At 62.4% G+C, this 17,151-nt stretch carries 18 protein-coding genes and 1 tRNA gene; 5 read left to right on the top strand and 14 right to left on the bottom strand.

Features of this window, described 5'->3' with window-relative positions:
* Positions 1-3: 3 nt before the first annotated feature.
* Positions 4-1,200: a biopolymer transporter ExbB gene (locus tag BMI88_RS14500; RefSeq protein WP_078520972.1), complete on the bottom strand. Its 1,197-nt coding sequence runs from the start codon at positions 1,198-1,200 to the stop codon at positions 4-6.
* Positions 1,201-1,262: 62 nt separating this feature from the next.
* Complete coding sequence (locus BMI88_RS14495; RefSeq protein WP_210402038.1) at positions 1,263-1,808, bottom strand: gamma-glutamylcyclotransferase; 546 nt, start codon at positions 1,806-1,808, stop codon at positions 1,263-1,265.
* Between the two features lie 47 nt (positions 1,809-1,855).
* On the opposite strand from BMI88_RS14495, the gene BMI88_RS14490 reads away from it, so the two are divergent.
* Positions 1,856-2,911, top strand: coding sequence for a DUF2125 domain-containing protein (locus tag BMI88_RS14490; protein WP_078549909.1), 1,056 nt, complete (start codon positions 1,856-1,858; stop codon positions 2,909-2,911).
* A 3-nt stretch (positions 2,912-2,914) separates the two neighbouring features.
* On the opposite strand, the gene BMI88_RS14485 is transcribed toward BMI88_RS14490, so the two are convergent.
* The 4 genes from BMI88_RS14485 to rpsD all read right to left on the bottom strand — a co-directional run bounded on the left by BMI88_RS14485 (position 2,915) and on the right by rpsD (position 6,550).
* Positions 2,915-3,520: an extensin family protein gene (locus BMI88_RS14485; RefSeq protein ID WP_146673594.1), complete on the bottom strand. Its 606-nt coding sequence runs from the start codon at positions 3,518-3,520 to the stop codon at positions 2,915-2,917.
* Complete coding sequence (locus BMI88_RS14480) at positions 3,517-4,443, bottom strand: prephenate/arogenate dehydrogenase family protein (protein ID WP_078549907.1); 927 nt, start codon at positions 4,441-4,443, stop codon at positions 3,517-3,519. Before BMI88_RS14480 ends, BMI88_RS14485 begins: the two co-directional genes overlap by 4 nt.
* Positions 4,440-5,540, bottom strand: a complete 1,101-nt coding sequence (hisC, locus tag BMI88_RS14475; RefSeq protein ID WP_078520975.1) for a histidinol-phosphate transaminase — start codon at positions 5,538-5,540, stop codon at positions 4,440-4,442. The genes BMI88_RS14480 and hisC overlap by 4 nt, the downstream gene beginning before the upstream one ends.
* Before the next feature lie 389 nt (positions 5,541-5,929).
* Positions 5,930-6,550 carry a 30S ribosomal protein S4 gene (gene rpsD / locus BMI88_RS14470; RefSeq protein WP_078540514.1) on the bottom strand — a complete coding sequence of 207 codons (621 nt, stop codon included), beginning with the start codon at positions 6,548-6,550 and terminating at the stop codon, positions 5,930-5,932.
* A 443-nt stretch (positions 6,551-6,993) separates the two neighbouring features.
* Between rpsD and BMI88_RS14465 the strand changes: the two genes are divergently transcribed.
* From BMI88_RS14465 to BMI88_RS14455, 3 genes are all read left to right on the top strand, one after another.
* Positions 6,994-8,175, top strand: a complete 1,182-nt coding sequence (locus BMI88_RS14465; RefSeq protein WP_078549905.1) for a substrate-binding domain-containing protein — start codon at positions 6,994-6,996, stop codon at positions 8,173-8,175.
* Positions 8,176-8,181: 6 nt separating this feature from the next.
* Positions 8,182-10,287, top strand: a complete 2,106-nt coding sequence (locus BMI88_RS14460; RefSeq protein ID WP_078549903.1) for an ATP-binding cassette domain-containing protein — start codon at positions 8,182-8,184, stop codon at positions 10,285-10,287.
* A 200-nt stretch (positions 10,288-10,487) separates the two neighbouring features.
* A tRNA-Ser gene (locus BMI88_RS14455) sits at positions 10,488-10,577 on the top strand.
* 315 nt (positions 10,578-10,892) lie between these two features.
* On the opposite strand, the gene BMI88_RS14450 is transcribed toward BMI88_RS14455, so the two are convergent.
* The 3 genes from BMI88_RS14450 to BMI88_RS19930 all read right to left on the bottom strand — a co-directional run bounded on the left by BMI88_RS14450 (position 10,893) and on the right by BMI88_RS19930 (position 12,400).
* Positions 10,893-11,666, bottom strand: coding sequence for a hypothetical protein (locus BMI88_RS14450; RefSeq protein ID WP_078605731.1), 774 nt, complete (start codon positions 11,664-11,666; stop codon positions 10,893-10,895).
* Positions 11,667-11,714: 48 nt separating this feature from the next.
* Positions 11,715-12,014: a DUF4156 domain-containing protein gene (locus tag BMI88_RS14445; RefSeq protein ID WP_078549899.1), complete on the bottom strand. Its 300-nt coding sequence runs from the start codon at positions 12,012-12,014 to the stop codon at positions 11,715-11,717.
* A gap of 128 nt (positions 12,015-12,142) precedes the next feature.
* Entirely contained in the window at positions 12,143-12,400 is a 258-nt protein-coding gene (locus BMI88_RS19930) for an HGGxSTG domain-containing protein (RefSeq protein ID WP_078549897.1), read from the bottom strand.
* 147 nt (positions 12,401-12,547) lie between these two features.
* On the opposite strand from BMI88_RS19930, the gene BMI88_RS14435 reads away from it, so the two are divergent.
* On the top strand, positions 12,548-13,072 hold the full coding sequence (locus BMI88_RS14435) for a hypothetical protein (RefSeq protein WP_078549895.1): 525 nt from the start codon (positions 12,548-12,550) through the stop codon (positions 13,070-13,072).
* An 86-nt stretch (positions 13,073-13,158) separates the two neighbouring features.
* Here the strand turns inward: BMI88_RS14435 and BMI88_RS14430 are convergent, their stop codons facing one another.
* The 5 genes from BMI88_RS14430 to BMI88_RS14415 all read right to left on the bottom strand — a co-directional run bounded on the left by BMI88_RS14430 (position 13,159) and on the right by BMI88_RS14415 (position 17,038).
* Positions 13,159-14,271, bottom strand: coding sequence for a bifunctional DNA primase/polymerase (locus BMI88_RS14430; RefSeq protein WP_168173996.1), 1,113 nt, complete (start codon positions 14,269-14,271; stop codon positions 13,159-13,161).
* 91 nt (positions 14,272-14,362) lie between these two features.
* Positions 14,363-14,668, bottom strand: a complete 306-nt coding sequence (locus BMI88_RS14425) for a hypothetical protein (RefSeq protein ID WP_078549891.1) — start codon at positions 14,666-14,668, stop codon at positions 14,363-14,365.
* A 108-nt stretch (positions 14,669-14,776) separates the two neighbouring features.
* A complete protein-coding gene (locus BMI88_RS14420) occupies positions 14,777-14,953 on the bottom strand; it encodes an AlpA family phage regulatory protein (protein ID WP_078549889.1) in 177 nt (58 codons plus the stop codon).
* Between the two features lie 88 nt (positions 14,954-15,041).
* Positions 15,042-15,746: a hypothetical protein gene (locus BMI88_RS19635; protein ID WP_146673593.1), complete on the bottom strand. Its 705-nt coding sequence runs from the start codon at positions 15,744-15,746 to the stop codon at positions 15,042-15,044.
* Positions 15,746-17,038 carry an integrase arm-type DNA-binding domain-containing protein gene (locus BMI88_RS14415; RefSeq protein ID WP_078549887.1) on the bottom strand — a complete coding sequence of 431 codons (1,293 nt, stop codon included), beginning with the start codon at positions 17,036-17,038 and terminating at the stop codon, positions 15,746-15,748. Before BMI88_RS14415 ends, BMI88_RS19635 begins: the two co-directional genes overlap by 1 nt.
* Between the last annotated feature and the right edge of the window lie 113 nt (positions 17,039-17,151).

The following is a 17,151-nucleotide window of genomic DNA, read 5'->3' as shown; positions in this document are numbered from 1 at the left end:
GAATTAATCCTCGCGATGCGGTTTGTAGCCGAGGATCGCGCGCGTGAGCCCCGCGAAGTCATGGCGCAGCTCGGCCATGCTTTCCTGCCGCCCGGCGCTGACTTCCTCGAGCATCCGCATCATCTGCTGGTCGATCGAGCGCAACCGCATCCGGGTCTCCATCAGCGCCTCCGCCTCGGGAGCGCCCTCGGCCGTGCGCTGCGCGAGGTGATCGAGCGCGCCGATCAGCCGCTCCTGCCCCTCGGCCATCTGCTGCAGCGCGCCTTGCTGGCGGTGCCGCGCATCCATCTCCGCCGAGAGCCGTTCCGACAGGTCGTGAATGGCGTTCGACAGATGCGCGATCCGTGCTTCGGTCTGCACGCGCCCCGCATCGGAGCGCACGAACAGCGTCTGGATCTGGTCCATCTGCTCGGACATGTGATCGAGGACGCCCGCCACCATCGAGCCTTCGCCATCGCCCCCTTCGAGCGCGGTGAAGGAAAGCCGCGTGATCGAGGAAATCCATTCCTCCAGCTCGCGGTAGAACCGGTTCTGACCGTGGCTCGCGAACAGTTCCAGCAAGCCCACCACCAGCGAGCCCGCAAGACCCAAGAGCGACGAGGAAAACGCCGTGCCCATGCCGCCCAGCTGCGCCTCCAGACCTGTCATCAGGTTGTCGAACACGCCGATCGCGCTCTCGCCTTCCTTGGGCGCCAGTGCGCGGATCGTCTCGACCACCGCAGGCACGGTGGTAGCGAGGCCGTAAAACGTCCCCAAGAGGCCGAGGAAGATCAGCAGCCCTGCGATATAGCGGGTGATGTCGCGCGCCTCGTCGATCCGGGTCGCGACGGATTCGAGGATCGAGCGCCCCGAGGAGGAGGACACCGCGCGGCGCGCCTCGCGCGAGCCCAGAAGGGACGCAAGCGGCGCCAGCATCGACGGCGGGCGCACCTGCGGACGACCCGGGCGGTCAGCGGCGAAGCTTTCGATCCAGTTCACCGCCTTCACCAGCTGCACCACCTGCCAGAAACAGGCGAGGATGCCGAAGACGAAGACCGCGAGGATCACCCCGTTCAGCCAGGGATTGGCGAGGAAAATCGGGAAGATGCGCGAATAGGCGAAGTAGCCCCCCGTAGCGACCAAGCCGAGCACCAGAAGCATCAGGATCACCTGACGCACGGGTTGTGAGAATTGCGGCTCCAGCCGGATCGGCTCTTCCATTATTGCCCCTCTTGCCTGTTTGCGCAGAGCCTAGCGAGGGTGCAGCCCTTCGCCAAGGGCTATCACGACAAGTCGTGCAGCCGTGCCACCAATGCATCAAGATGGGGATCGGGGATGCCCAATTCGTGCAGATGCTGGGCAGTATTGAACAGATAATCGCGGTTCGGACCGCGTCCGCCGGTGGCGCTGGCGATGATCCGGGCCTGCTCGTCATCGGAAAGCCCGCCGCAATACTGATCGTGATGGCGGTCGATCACATAGGTGACCGCGCGCACGCGCCGCCCGTCATTCAGATCGACGTCGACCTCGCGTTCCAGATAGGCCGAGGTGACCAGCTCGCGCTCGCGCAGATAGGCCATGACCGCGTCTTCCTGTCCGGGCTTCACTGCAAAGGCGAGCCCCGCACAAGCGCCCTGCCCCTCGTCGAGCGCCAGCACCAGCCCCGGCGCTTCGGGCGTGCCCCGATGCACCAGCGAGCGCAGGCAGAAGCTGCGCTCCCAACCCGGCGCACGGGCGAGCATCCGCTCGTCAAAATCGAAGCCGGGGTTCCAGATCAGCGAGCCGTAGCCGAAGACCCAGATCCTGTTGTCGTCGCACTGGTCCTGCATGAGAACACGGCTTACATGGGGTTCACCCGATTTGCAAAGAGGCGAAGATGCGCAAACTGATCATTCTGGTGCTGGTCGCGACGCTGGCCTATTGCGGCTACTGGTTTTACGGCGCGCATAAGATCGAAAACGGCGCGCGCGACATGCTCGCGCAGGCCCGGCAGGAAGGCTGGGGCGATGCGCAATCGGTGTCGCTGGCGGGCTTCCCCTCGCGCTTCGATCTGACCTTCGACAAGCCCGAACTGAAGGATCAGGGCGGCCTGTGGCACTGGAGCGCGCCCTTTGCGCAGCTCTTCGCTCTGGGATACGAACCCAATAAAGTGATCGCCTACCTGCCCTCGGGCCAGTCGCTGCAACTGGGCGATCAAAGCTACAAGCTGACGCAAGAGGACATGCGCGCCTCGCTGACGGTGGGCTATTCGACCGCGCTGCCGCTGGAGCGGGCGATTGCCGTGATCTCCGCGCCGGTGCTGACGCCCGCGGGCGAGACGGCCCCCGCGCTTTCGGCCGATCAGCTGCGCCTCGCCATCGAGCGCAAGGACAAGGCGCAGGGCGCGCTCGGCGGCTCGGCGCAAGCCGCCGATCTGGTGATGCCCGCCGCCGCCTATCGTCTGGGCGCGGAGGCGAAGTCGCTGAAACTCCCGGCCGATCTCCTGGAGCGGGTCGACCCGAAGGGCAAGCTGCCCGACACCATCGCACGCATCCATTTCGACGCGCTCATGGGCACGCGCGAGCCGATTGACCAGACCGCGCTGGAAGCGGGCCTACCGGGGCTGATGACGTTCTCGGTTTCGGACCTTTCGCTGAGCTGGGGCGGCAACGATGTTTCGGTCGAGGGCAACCTGACGGTCGATCCCTCGGGCTATCCCGACGGCACGCTGACGATCCGCTCTGCCTCGTGGCGCAACTGGGTCGGCATCGCGCAGAGCATGGGTCTGATCGGCAAGGACCAGATGAAGCTCGTAACCGGGATCGGCGCGATGCTGGCCGCGAAGAACCCCGATGGCGCGCTGGAAGTGCCGCTTGTCTTCAAGGACGGGCAGATGAGCCTCGGCCCGGTGCCGCTCGGCCCCGCGCCGCAGCTGGTCGCGCAGCGGCAGTAAAGGTTAACGGCAGTAAGCCCCGCCGCGGTAGCTGGCCACGTCCACGTGGATGTGGTCCTGATGGAAGCGATCCGATTTCGGCCCCAGCACGGTGCCGAACGGGCCGCAGGCCGATTTGTGCATCCGCTTGATCACCCGGCCCTTGCGCCAATCCTTCAGCACGGTCAGCGTCTCGCCGTTGCGCAGGACCACGCCCGAGACGTCGATCGCGTTGCCCTTCGCATGTTCGGACAGCTTCGCGCCGGGTTGCGAATTGCGGCTCCGGCAGGAATAGGAGGCTGCGATGCGGATCGCCTCGATCCCCCCGCCGCGCCGTCCCACCGCCGGTTTGATCCCGCGATCGACCCAGCGCTTGAAAGACTTCGCTGCCGAGCAATTCACTCGCACCGGCGAAGTCAGACGGATACCGGAGACGGAGGTGATCTGCACCGGGTCGGCGATGCCGCAGCGCCCGGGCCCGTCGATCGGCGCGATATGCGCGCCTTCCAGCCCGGCAATGCCGCAAAGCTCGCCCGAGGAGGAATAGCGCGCCGAGCGCCGATCTTCACCGCGCCCGCAGGAGCCAAGCGCAACCACTGCCGCAAGTGCGATCAGCGCCGCTACTCTCATGCGTCTTTCTTCGGCGCACCGCGCCCGAAATCGGGCGCATCCGTATCCTGCCCGGCCTCGATGATGCCGCGGCGGATCGCGCGGGTGCGCGTGAAATAGTCGTGCAGCATGTCGCCATCGCCCATGCGGATCGCGCGTTGCAGCATGAACAGCTCCTCGGTGAAGCGGCCGAGAATATCGAGCGTGGCTTCCTTGTTGGTCAGGAAGACGTCGCGCCACATCGTCGGGTCCGAGGCCGCGATCCGGGTAAAATCGCGGAAACCCGTAGCGGAATATTTGATGACTTCCTCGTGGGTTACACGACGAAGATGATCCGCCACGCCGACCATCGTATAGGCGATCAGGTGCGGCGTATGCGACACGACCGAGAGCACCAGATCATGGTGATCGGGCACCATCTCGTCAGTATTCGCGCCCATCGCCTCGACCAGCGATTTCAGCCGGGTCAGCGCCTCGGGGTCCGTGCCCTCGATCGGGGTGAACAGCCACCAGCGATTGGCAAACAGCGTCGCAAAGCCCGAGCGCGGGCCGGATTGTTCCGTCCCCGCCAGCGGGTGGCCGGGGATGAAATGCACGCCTTCGGGCACGTGCGGGCCGACCGCGTCGATCACCGCGCGTTTGACCGAGCCGACATCGGTGATCGTAGCCCCGGGGGCCAGATGCGGCGCGATCTCTTCGGCGATCTTCGCCATCGCGCCGACCGGCACACAGAGCACGACCAGATCCGCGCCCGCGACAGCCTCGGCAGCGGTCTCATAGACGGCATCGACCAGCCCGATCTCCAGCGCGGTGTCGCGCGTCTCGGCGGAGCGCGCATGACCGACGATCTCGCCCGCCAGCCCCTTCTCGCGCATCGCATGGGCCATCGACGAGGCAATCAGGCCGAGCCCGATCAGCGCGACCCGCTGGTAGAGTTGGCTCATCTGGGCACCTCGATCCCGCCTGCCTTGAAGACGCCGATCAGATGCGCCACGCGGCGGCACGAGGGCTCGTCGCCCACGGTGATGCGCAGGCAGTTGGGCAGGTTATAGCCCGCGACCCGGCGCACGATGATCCCTTCGGATTTCAAATAGGTATCGCAATCGGCAGCCTCCTGCTCGGAGGCCAGACGTGCGAGGATGAAGTTCGCCGTGGAAGTGTCTGACGGAACACCCTTTTCCGCCAGCGCTTCGGCCAGCCAAGCGCGCAGGCGCGTATTGTCATCGCGGCATTTGTTGACCCAGTCCTGATCGCGCACGGCGGCCTCTGCGGTCTCCTGCTGCGCGGTCGAAAGGTTGAACGGCCCACGGATGCGGTTGAGCACGTCGATCACTTCGCGCGAGCCGTAGCCCCAGCCGACGCGCAACCCGCCGAGTCCGTAGATCTTCGAGAAGGTCCGCGTCATGAAGACATTGGGCAGGCGCGTCGCCAGCTCCGCCCCGCCGTCATAGCCTTCGACATATTCCGCATAGGCTGCATCGATCACCAGCAGCGCGCCTTTCGGCAGCCCCGCCGCCAGCCGCTCCAGTTCCGCCAGCTGGATCATCGTGCCGGTCGGGTTGTTCGGATTGGCGAGGAAGACGAGCTTGGTCTTCTTGGTGCAGGCGCTCAGGATCGCATCGACATCGGTCGTGCGGTCGCGCTCCTTGACCTCGATCGGGGTGCCGCCCGCGGCCATGGTCGAGATGCGATACATCAGGAAGCCGTGCTCGGTGAACACCACCTCGTCGCGCGCGCCGACATAGGCCTGGCACAGGAAGTGGATGATCTCGTCCGAGCCCACGCCGCAGATGATCCGGTCGGGATCGAGCTTATGCACCTCGCCGATCGCCGTGCGCAGCTTGGCATGGTCGGTCGGGGGGTAGCGATGCATCGAATGGGCGCATTTCGCGAACGCGTCCTTGGCCTTGTCAGAGGGGCCGAACGGGTTCTCGTTCGAGCTGAGTTTGACGGCATCGGTGCGCCCCGCCACATGGGAGGCGCCGCCCTGATAGAGCTCGATGTCCATAATACCGGGCTGGGGGCGAATATGCGTGGTCATTGTGCACTCCTGAATCGTGGCCCGAGTTCTATCCGCCATGGCGCGACAGGGCTAGTGAGAAGATCACCCGCATAGCAGACGCGGCAGGGATGCAACGGATGTCATAGCACGTCGATGATAGATGTATTGCCCAAGGGTGCCGCAGGGCAGCGCCCGACCGCCGGATGGGCGCGCTTCCTTCAGAGGTCGCCCCTTTATCTCCCCACATCCGCAAGACCTCGCCGCGCGCGATGAGGCCATAAAAGCGCCCGCCCGAGGCGGCGGTCGGGCGCTGCCCGGGCCGCTGCGCGGCTGCTCCGGGCAAAGGCGCGCCCTCGCCCATCGCCCAAAAGAAAAAGGCCGCGCCCCGAGGGCACGGCCTTTCCTAATGATCGGCGAAGACTGAGAGATCAGTTCTTCGCGTAGAATTCGACCACGAGGTTCGGTTCCATCTGAACCGCGAAGGGCACGTCGGACAGAGCCGGGGTGCGCACGAATTTCGCGGTCAGTTTGTTGTGGTCGACTTCGAGGTAATCCGGAACGTCACGCTCGGGCGACTGAACGGCTTCGAGAACCAGAGCCATTTGCTTCGACTTCTCGCGGACTTCCACCACGTCGCCTTCTTTCAGGCGGTACGAGGGGATGTTCACTTTCTTGCCGTTCACGAGCACGTGGCCGTGGTTCACGAACTGGCGCGCTGCGAAGACGGTCGGAACGAACTTGGCGCGGTAGACCAGCGCGTCGAGGCGGCGCTCGAGCAGACCGATCAGGTTTTCACCGGTGTCGCCCTTCACACGCTCGGCTTCGGCGTAGATGCGGCGGAACTGCTTCTCGGTCAGGTCGCCGTAATGGCCCTTCAGCTTCTGCTTGGCGCGGAGCTGGATACCGAAGTCGGACAGTTTGCCCTTGCGGCGCTGACCGTGCTGGCCGGGGCCGTATTCACGACGGTTGACGGGCGACTTGGCGCGGCCCCAGATGTTCTCGCCCATGCGGCGGTCGATTTTGTACTTGGCAGACGTGCGTTTGGTCACGGCTGATCTCCTTCATTATAGTTTCGAAGGGCGTTGTCCTCCTCCGGGCCTCGCGGCGACCGGCGACAGGTTTCCTCTTGCGAGGTCCACCAACACCAATGAATAATCCCGGCAACTCGCGTTACCGGAATGGCGGGCTTATACAGCGGCGCACGCGGGTGTCAACCACTCCGGCCGCCACATCGGTGCCGCGCGAAGTCAGCCGCTCGTCCCCCGCTACTCTTCTCGGTTGCCCCGGAACGCCACGGCCTCGCAGTTTCGTGAGTGTTTTGTGTTCGCCACCCCCCTGTTCAGAGCAACATTTCAAGCCATGATTGCGCTAACGGGACGCGTACCGGATGCGCGCCCCGGCGCTGCCCTGTCCGTAACCGGCACAGGCGGCGCGCTGGGGCAAGGCGATGCCACCCCACGGGAGGAACCCATCCGGCCTTAGGAGGATTATAATGAAAGACATTCGTCGCTCGACGTGCGGAACCGCCGCGCGTCTCGCTGGAACCAGCGTTCTCGCGCTTGGCCTGATTGCAGGTGCCGCGCAGGCTCAAGGCATCACCGCCGACAGCTTCGGCGCTGATTTCTCGGCCATGGGCCAGCTCAAGGACGTCGCCGCCAAAGGCAAAGGCAAAGTGGGCGTGCTGCTGCCCGACACAGCAAGCTCCGCGCGCTACACCTCGTTCGACGAGCCCTACCTGAAGAAAGCCTTCAAGGCAGCGGGCCTGTCCTCGGACGATCTGATCATCACCAACGCGCAGGGCTCGGAAGCCGACCAGCTCACCCAGGCGCAAACCGACATCAGCCAGGGCGCGACCGTTCTGCTGATCGACCCGATCTCCTCGGGCGGCGGTGCGGCTGTCGAGAAATACGCCAAAGAGCACGGCGTCGCGGTCATCGACTATGACCGGATCACGCTTGGCGGCTCGCGCGACTATTACATCAGCTTCGACAACGAATATGTCGGCGAACTGATCGGCAAGGGCATGGAACAGTGCCTCAGCGACTGGAACATCGAGAAGCCGAATATCCTCGTGATGGCGGGCTCGCCCGATGACAACAACGCCACGCTGTTCAAGCAGGGCTACATGAGCGTGCTGAAGCCGAAATTCGACGATGGCAGCTACACCAATGCGGGCGAGCCCGCAGGCACCTGGGACCCGTCGGTCGCACGGACCACCTTCGAGCAGCAGTTCACCGCGCATCAGGACATGAACGCCGTCGTCACCCCGAATGACGACAACGCAAACGCGGTCATTTCCTATCTCAAGACGCTGAAGGTTCCGCCGAAAGCCTTCCCGACCACCGGTCAGGACGCGACGGTCACCGGCCTGCAGAACGTGCTCACCGGCTACCAGTGCGGCACCGTCTACAAGCCGATCTATCTGGAAGCTCAGGCCGCCGCCGCGCTCGCGCTCTACATGCGTGCTGGCGACACCCCGCCCGACGGTCTCGTCAACGGTAAGGTCAATGACAGCCAGGGCGGCATGGACGTGCCCTCGATCCTGCTCAAGCCGATCTGGGTCACCCCGGAGAACATGGCCGACACCGTCGTGAAAGACGGCTTCGTCGACACCTCCAAGCTTTGTGCGGGCGACGCAGCCGATGCGTGCAAGGCCGCGGGCATCGGGAACTGATAGCCAATGATGGACACGGGTAACGGTACCGGGTCCCTGACGGAGGATCGCGACGCGATCCTCCGTATTCGGGGTCTGGAAAAGAGCTTCGGTGCAGTGCAGGCGCTCAGCGGGGTCGATTTCGACGTCCGCCCCGGCGAGGTAACGGCACTGGTCGGTGACAATGGCGCGGGCAAATCCGTGCTGACGAAAACCATCGCTGGCATCCATGAAGCCGATGGCGGCGTGATCGAATGGGAAGGCAATGAGGTCCGCGTCCGCTCGCCCCGCGACAGTGCGGAGCTGGGCATCGAGGTCGTCTATCAGGACCTCGCGCTGTGCGACAATCTCGACGTCGTGCAGAACATGTTCCTCGGTCGCGAAATCCTGACCAACGGGATGCTCGACGAGGATGCGATGGAGCGCGCCGCGGCGGAGACGCTGCAAGGCTTGCGCGTGACCACGCTGCGCTCGATCCGCGCGCCGGTCTCGGCGCTTTCGGGCGGTCAGCGGCAATCGATTGCGGTCGCCAAGGCCGTGATGTGGAATTCCAAACTGGTGATCCTCGACGAGCCCACCGCGGCGCTCGGCGTGGCCCAGACCGGTCAGGTGCTGCAACTGGTGCGCCGCCTCGCCGATCAGGGTCTCGCGGTGGTGATGATCTCGCACAACCTCAACGACGTCTTCGCGGTCTCCGACCGGCTCGCGATCCTGCGTCTGGGCGAGATGGTCAGCCAGGGCCCGATCGAGGAATACGACACGCAGCGCGTGGTCGAACTGATGACCACGGGCAAATCCGATCACGTCGTCGAAGCGGGCGCGATGCGCGCCGCCGCCTCGATCGCGGCGGAGAACGCCAAGGATGTCGCGGCCCAACGCGAGGCGTCGGGCGACAGCGGCCCCTCCGCCGTGGTGGGCGCCACGACCGAGGATCAGAGCTTCTCGAGCTACCTCTCGCGCACCTGGGCGAAGATCAAGGCGGGCGAGAGCGGCGTACTTCCGGTTCTGCTGGGCTTCGTGCTGATCTCGCTGATCTTCCAGTTGCAGAACCCGAAATTCCTCTCGCCGGGGAACGTCGTGAACCTGCTCGTTCAGGGTTCGGTCTTCATGATGATCGGGATGGGACAGGTCTTCGTGCTCTTGCTGGGCGAAATCGACCTGTCACTCGGATTCGTGGCCGGGATCGGGGCGACGGTGGCGACGCTGCTGGTGGCACCGGGCACCGACTGGCCGTGGTGGGCGGCGGTTCTGGCAGGCTTGGCCGTGCCCGCGGTACTGGGTATCTTCCAGGGTTCGCTGATCACGCGGCTCAAACTGCCCTCTTTCGTGGTGACGCTGGCGGGTCTTCTGGGCTTCAACGGTCTGATGATCCAACTGCTGGGCGCCGGGGGGACAATCCCAGTCGCGAGTGACACGATCAACAACTTCGCAAATGGCACGCTGAGCCCGCTGATGGGCTGGCTGATGACCGGAGCCGTGGTTCTGGTCTTCGCGATCATGACCTTCAGCAAGGATGCGAAACGCCGCAAGAGCGGCCTCGTCGCTCCGCCTATGGGTCTCACCGTCGCGAAGATCGCCGCGGCCGTAATCGCGGGTATCGTGCTGGTGACGATCTCGAACATGAACCGCGGCGTCGCACGCTTCCCGCTCTCGGGCATGCCGTGGGTGATCCCGATCGTCTTCGCGGTGCTCTTGGCATGGTCCTTCCTGCTGGGACGGCTTAAATTCGGCCGCTATGTCCTCGCGATCGGTGGCAATGCAGAGGCCGCGCGCCGGGCGGGCATCAACCTGCGCCTGATCCGGACCGCAGCCTTCACGCTGGCCGCGACGACGGCGGGTCTGGGCGGCATCATCTACGCCTCGCGCCTGCGCTCGATCTCCACCAGCTTCGACGGCGGCACGATCGTGCTCTATGTCGTCGCGACCGCGGTGATCGGCGGCACGTCCCTGTTCGGCGGGCGCGGCCATCCGATCCACGCGATCCTTGGCGGTGTCGTGATCGCGGCGATCGTCAACGGCATGGCGCTTCTGGGTCTGCCGGCGGCGGTGCAGCTGATGGCGACGGCAGCGGTGCTGCTGGCATCGATCACGGTCGACGTGGTGGTGCGCCGGCGCGGCGAGACGACCCGCTAAGCCAAGCGAAACCCCTTGAAAACGAAACGCGCGCGAGACATCTCGCGCGCGTTTTTCATTGCACCCGGCGCCCCTGCCCCACGCCGACCCGCGCCCTCGCCTGCGCCATCTCCGCCCCACGGGAGGGAAATCGCAAACCTCCCGAAATTCCGCCGAAAAACCGCTTGTCTCCCCCCGAGACGATCCCTATACGGGTCCGCGGAGACGTGGCCGAGTGGTCGAAGGCGCTCCCCTGCTAAGGGAGTAGGCCCGGAAGGGTCTCGAGGGTTCGAATCCCTTCGTCTCCGCCATTACGCCTTGATTTAATTGAATTATTTTCAATTACTCAGGCGCTACCCACCGAAAAACCCACCAAAGAAAAAACGCTTGGGATTCGTGGCCCTACGCATCGCGCGCCCCTCGATCAGTAGGGGGTGACCCAATCTCTGGGCGAGGCAAACGGCAAACCGTGGCGCTCGCTCGACGCGCACATCCGCAATTGAGGGAACGGCCCCCTACCCCTGTTTTGCGCCGAGCATATTGCAAACGCGCCGAGGGTGCGGGTTTCCGGTTGCATACTGAGTGAACAATCGAAGCCCCCCGCAACAACGCCTGCACCAGTTTGTTCAACTTGTGTGAATGCACGGGCGGTTTTCGTATACCTCAAGAATTGCCTTACCTCCGCATGTCTCGAGTCCAAGGCTCGCGCTTCGCGCCTCTTCGGGCTTATATTTGATGAAGTTGTCAGCTTCCGGCAGCTCCCAAGCCGTAACGCTTCGGGTGACGATAACTTTCCTGTCTGAGGCGACCGTAGATGCAAAGTCACGTGCGGCTTGGACTGACGCAAGCTGGTTTTGAGAACGAAAGTTGAAAGAGTGGTAAGGCACCAGCTCGACAGATGCGACCCGGCGCGCGAGATCGGCTAGGGCGTTTCCGTAATGGCCGTCGAAATGCTCAGTCGCGATACACTGGGCCACCGAGCGGAATTTTCTCTCCCACCAACTGAAACCACTAGTCCAAGCCCACTTTGGATCTAGGAACATATGGCTACGCTTCTCTTGCCGAAGCGAGCCGATAAGTTCATCGCGATACTCCGGGCAGGTTTCCTCTGCGAAGTAGTCAGACGCAGAAAGGCCTGGATTTGCCAAGAGGATCAGAATTTCAGCATCTTCTAAGTCACCGAAATAGGGTTGCGGCAGCAAGTGAAGATGAAAGTTGGAACGCGGCATATTCCCGCGTTCCAAAGCACTTACGAAGGTTTCGTAAGACGAAACATCGAGCTGAATATGGCTCTCCGAAATGGTGTCGTCCGGATGCTGGAAGCGCATCGCACCCGCAGGCGCTTTGCCCCAATCTTCCAAAGGCGCTTGGTTCCAAAAATCTAGTAGCGATGGCCTCATCAAGGGTCTCTTCCTTTCAGAGAGCAACCTAGGCGTCTAAGCTGGGCACTACCGGCAGAAATAGGCGTCGCCTTGAATCACGGTGCCGTCGCCACGCGTAGAGCTATTGGTTTGGACGAAAGCATTGCCTCCTAGTGCAGCGACCTTGTTGCGCAATTTGTTGAGGGCGCTTTCTGCGTCTTGAGTGGTCCCCATTCCCCAGGATTCAGAACCGGACACTGGACCTAAGAAACGACAATCTGAGACCGAATGAATCGATACTTGGCGAACTAATTGTGCCTCAGGACTCAACTCAGCAACACATGCTGACAAGAGAGAAAGAACACCAATCATCAAAACTCTTTTCATTCGCCACTCCAAGCTAACTGCGAAGACCTCACGAAATTGAGACTAGGCACTGAACCGGCAACCTGTCCAGCTCCCGTGACCAGCTTCCGTTCGATCTAATCTCAAAATGAAATATCGACTGACAACTCCTAACCTGTCCTGCTAATTGCCCAGCGCCGTTTCTGCGTCTCTCGGATGCGCTCGATGCCTTCGGCTGTTTTCGGCCCGGTCGATAGCCCGCCGTGGAATTTGCATCGCCGCTTACCGGAAAGGCTGAGCGCTTTGCACGGATGCCCTTTTCGCGTCTTGGCTCCACATCGCACACGGCGCTTAGCCTGTCTCGCTTGCTCGCGTGCAAGGGCTGCGGCCAGTTGGCCCTCAAGCCATGTCGTTTCCCCCGCAGTCATACTAACACCCCATCCCATGCGCGCGCGTATCGGTTTCAGAAGCATTCAAAGGAGCTGTCATGCCAGCTAAGGGGCCTCGCCGGTGTTGCTGGAAACGCTTAATTCTCCGATAGTAATTCTTCAAAAAGAAGTATCGAGAGCCTGACAGTGAAAAAATTAGTTTTCGCCTTTGTAGCCATAGCGATTCTCGCCCCTTACTCGTCGATTGCGGGGCCCGATGCAACGACCCAGTATCTCCAGCGAGACGTGGCAAGCACCTTCGACTTTGGCATGCTTCGTCTCAACTTGCGCTTAGAGAGCAATGGTCTTGGCAGCGCCTCCTATAATTGGAGTGAAAACAGAATTTACATTGTGCCCAACTTAGACACCGCCTCTAGTCTGCTCGAGAAAGACGAGCGCGAAATTGAGAGAGTTTGTTCGGGATGGATTCAGCGCGTAAGGGGCAATGCGGTCATCGGTGTTGACGGTTCACCTATCTTGGGTCACAGCACTTACTCGTGGTTGTTCTCTCACTACGGCTATGAACGATCGAACGAACCCGAAAATCTCTATTCAGATCTCGACAAGATTTTCGTGCTCAGTTGCGGTGGATCGAGCAAAGCAATTTATGTAACGCTCACCGCACCTCTTCTCGGGAGCACGTATGCCGTTGAGAAAAAGCCTAAGGAGTAGAGTAGATTGCAACCTAGGCAGTCAATTCATTGTCGCATGCCGGTCGTCTGCACTATGTGGCGCAAATCTGCTCCACAAATATAACCTTAGTCCTTCCCCCCTTCTTCCCCGTCCTTCCCGCGCGGCGCGATTTCGGAAATTCGGGCGACGTTCGGCGCAGCATCCATACCGGGGCGCAGGCGCTCAAGGCGGTATTGCTGGCGATGTGAGCCGGGGCGGTATTTGGTCGCCACCCCCAGAAGCCCCTCATTCTCCAACATCCGACGCGCCGCCCGAAACCCACGCGCTGACAGATCGGTCAGCCCCGCCGCCTTCATCGCCCCGTGATCGAGCGCGAAGCGTTTGCCGGGGTCGTGCCCATGCAGATCGACCAACAGAACGTAGAGCGCGATTGCATCGCTCCCGCCCGGTTTACCGCGCAGGGCGTCATGGGCCAACCTATGGACGGAGAAGGCACTGTCCCGCCCGTGATATAGCTCGCCCCTGAGCAAGCGTTGCCATGTCCAATCGGCAATCCCGCGCAGTTCCGCACCGGGCATACTGGAAGGGGCTGCACATCGCTCATCACGCAGCACGACAAGACGCGCGGTCAGCTCATCAGGGCCGCTGACGGTTTCGACCATCGCAATGGCTTCGCTGACCAAGGCTTGGTGACGCTCACCCTCTCGGATCGGCTCTGGCGCACCCGTCACCGTTTTCGCGCCGTAGATTACGGGCAATCTCTCCACCCCCAGCACCCCCTTTGCCGGAACATAGCGCCCGCCATCGGGCCGCTGAGAGAGCGGGCCGACCACATAGGACCGCCCGCCCGATTTCAGATCGACAGGAAGCCCCTCGGCGCGCAAGTTCGGCGTTGCACCGCCCGCACGGTAGTAGAGATGCCGCCCCCTTGGGGTGAGCACATGCACCGGGCTTGGGCCGAACCGGGCTTCCATTTCCGTGACAAGGGCGGGGTCGTCGTGGTCGCAGTCGATCACGGCCAACCCGTCGAGCCTCACGCCATAGACGCCCACCCCGTGGCGATGGAGCGGGGCCAGCACTTGGCCCAGCTCTACCTTGGGCGCGGTCCAATTCCCGATGCCAGGTGTTTTCCCGTCATCGCCGCGCCCAAGCGGCAAGAGGTGAAAGCCTGCCAGTTTGAGCCGCACAATCTCTTGCCGGATTTCCTTGGCCAACAGGGAAGCGCGCTGGGCCGTCATCACCACCACCCCCCATAGACCAACGGGGCCAAGCTGCGGGCTTGGGCTTCGCTCAGCCCCCGGCGCATCAATCGGCGGATCTGGGCGCGCATCATCGCGCACCCCCTCGGTCGATCCGCGCGACCGTCGAGCGCAGGACGTAGCGCGCATGGGTGCCGGGAAATGCCCCCTCGTGGCGCTCGTGGACCGTCTCGATCTGCACGCCCTGTTCCTTGAGCTTATGAACGTATGCGCTCCAACGCGGGCCGGGATGGTCAATCGGGGTGCACCCCTTCGCCCCGGCGCGGATCAGGTTATCGAGCGCCCAGCGCAGCCGCCCGTTGAGATGGATTTCAGCCCGTTTCCCGTTGCCTTCGGCAATAAGGTATCGGGCATGGTCAAAGCCATGTTTCGCCATTCCTTCGGCTCCTGTTTTCATTTGTAGAAACAGGGGCGCTGGGCTAGGGTCGCGGTGTTCCAACACACACGAAACTAGAACCGCCGCCCCCGATTGTGGGGCGCGGTTTTAGCGCTGCGCAGCTTCCCAGCGTTCAAGCTCTGCGAGGTTCCAGCGGGTGCATCCCGGCGAAAGCGTCACGGGCTTGGGAAAGCGCGGATCGGTCTTGGCCCAGCGCCACGGCGTCGAACGGTGGACGCCATATCTTTGGGCCAGTTGAAGGTCGGAGAGGTAGGTTTGTGCCATGCGGCGTGCTCCAATCGTTTAACGCTGAAATCCGTCGCAGGATTGCGCAACGAAATCGGCACACGAACCTTTTTCGATTTCGAATGAATTATGAGCGCCTTGGCCCCGGTTTCGATAACTCAGGGTGCAGGTTTGCGGCTACTCGCCAAACGGCTCTCCAAGCATCAGTTTTCATTCCGGGACAAACGAGGCTTCGAATTTCATCTCGCTTTAGCGACGTGTCGCTCTTTGCAAGAGAAACAATCTCATTGATTATCTCCCGCTCACCTCGCATTTCGCTCGGTGAGCTCGCCTCGTTTTCTGAAATGATTTCCTCGATACTTGATGGCCGATACTTGTTCAGGATTTGCGGAGAACAACCATCGAGATGAGCAAAAGTGTCTCGGATCTTAGCGATTGCAGCGAAGTCAGAAAGCGCTTTCAGGAAAGGCACCGAAGCGCCGCTTGAAAGCCTAGGTGTCGGCTCTCGATCAAGTTTAGCCTGCGTCTCGTCTAGTCGCTCTGATGCAATCTCTGTGTAGCGCTCGAGCTGGTGCTTCGAAATCGTGAAGGTGACGATGTCAATTGCTGGGTGAAAACCTAGGAAGCGGTTTCGGACGGGCTTTTCACGGTAGAAAGCGTGCCTTGCAAGAAACACCGTTCCACCTTGAGGCGTGCAGAGCGAGAAGCCCGGCTGTCGGAAAGCAAAGGACATAATATCCAACTGTGTAAGCTTGGGCGTATCTTCGTCGCTCCAATCGCGAGCATCGCGATAAATTTCCGCAAGGGAAACATAACCTGAGTTGCAAAACATCACCCAATCCTCACCACATCAGCGCCAGCCCGCGCACGGCCAGCCAAGTAATCCGCCCAAGCGTCCATCATGCCGCGCCGCTTCTCGACCATATCACCGCGCCGATAGGCGGCTTCCACGGCATTGCCGACCTTGTGGGCCAGTGCCACCTCGGCCATGTCGCCGGGAAAATGCGTCCGCTCTGCCACCCAATCGCGGAAGGTCGAGCGCAGCCCGTGCGGCACCGCTGGGCGCTTGCTCACGCGGTCCACATAGCCCACCCCACCCTCTGCCAGCTTCGCAGCGTGCAGGCGCTTCATCGCGGCGCTCAGAGCCATATCTGACATTTCGCCCCCCTTGGGTGCGGGGAACACATGGGCGCTTCCTTGAAAGCGCGGCAGAGCTTTCAACAGCGCCAGCGCATCCGCTGAGAGCGGCACGCGGTGTTCGCGGTCCATCTTCATCCGCGCCGCCGGGATGATCCACAACGCCGCCTTAAGGTCGATTTCCTCCCAGCGCGCGCCCCGCACCTCTTGCGAGCGCGAAGCGGTCAGCGCGGCAAATTCGAGCGCACGATTGCTCATTCCCTCACGCTCGCGCAGATCGGCCAGCCATTGCGGCGCGTCGTCGATCTGCAAGGCGGGTTGATTGGCGTTGCCCTTGAGCTTGGCAGGCGCGGGCAACAATTCCTTGAGGTTGCCGCCCCAGCGGGCCGGATTGTCGCCCCTGCGATAGCCCGCGACCGTGGCCCAAGACAGAACCGCCTCGATCCGCCCGCGCAGGCGGGATGCCGTTTCGGTCTTGTTGTGCCAGATCGGCTCCAAGACGCGTAGAACGTCCTGCACGGCAATATCCTGCACCAGCATCTTGCCCAGATCCGGCACGGCGTAGGTTTCGAGCGTGCTGCGCCATTGCGCGCGGTGTTTGTCATTCTTGAAGGCGTCGAGCTTGGCCGACAGGTATTGCTCTACCGCATCGGAGAAGGTCAGCCCCCGGCGCTGGGCCGCGACAAGGGCCGCTTTGTTGGCCTTGCGCTGCTCCACGGGGTCTATCCCTGCGCGGATCTGTTCCTTGGCCTCTCTGGCCCGCTCACGCGCTTGGCTTAGGGTTACATCAGGGTAGCCGCCCAAACCGATTTCCCGGCGCTTCTCGCCAATCGTGGTGCGCAAGAGCCAAGACCGCCCGCCCTTTGGCGTGAGTTGCAGGTAGAGCCCCGTCACCCCGCCCACCGGATGGATTACGTTTCGCCCCGTGCCGGGATGCGCGAGGTTCTTCACCTCCAGCGCGGAAAGCTCTTTGGCGATTTTCGGCATGGGAACCTAACTCACTTGCCCAGCATCCTACCCACCATTAAAGATGCACACCCCTGCGATTGATTGCAATGGGCCGCGAAGGCGTCTTGATTAAATCACGCTATTTTATTGGG

This window comes from Thioclava sp. F36-6 (assembly GCF_002020305.1).
GTDB classification, from domain to species: Bacteria; Pseudomonadota; Alphaproteobacteria; order Rhodobacterales; family Rhodobacteraceae; genus Thioclava; species Thioclava sediminum.
Note: the sequence above shows the minus strand (reverse complement) of the source record. Positions and strands in the feature narration are given on the sequence as shown.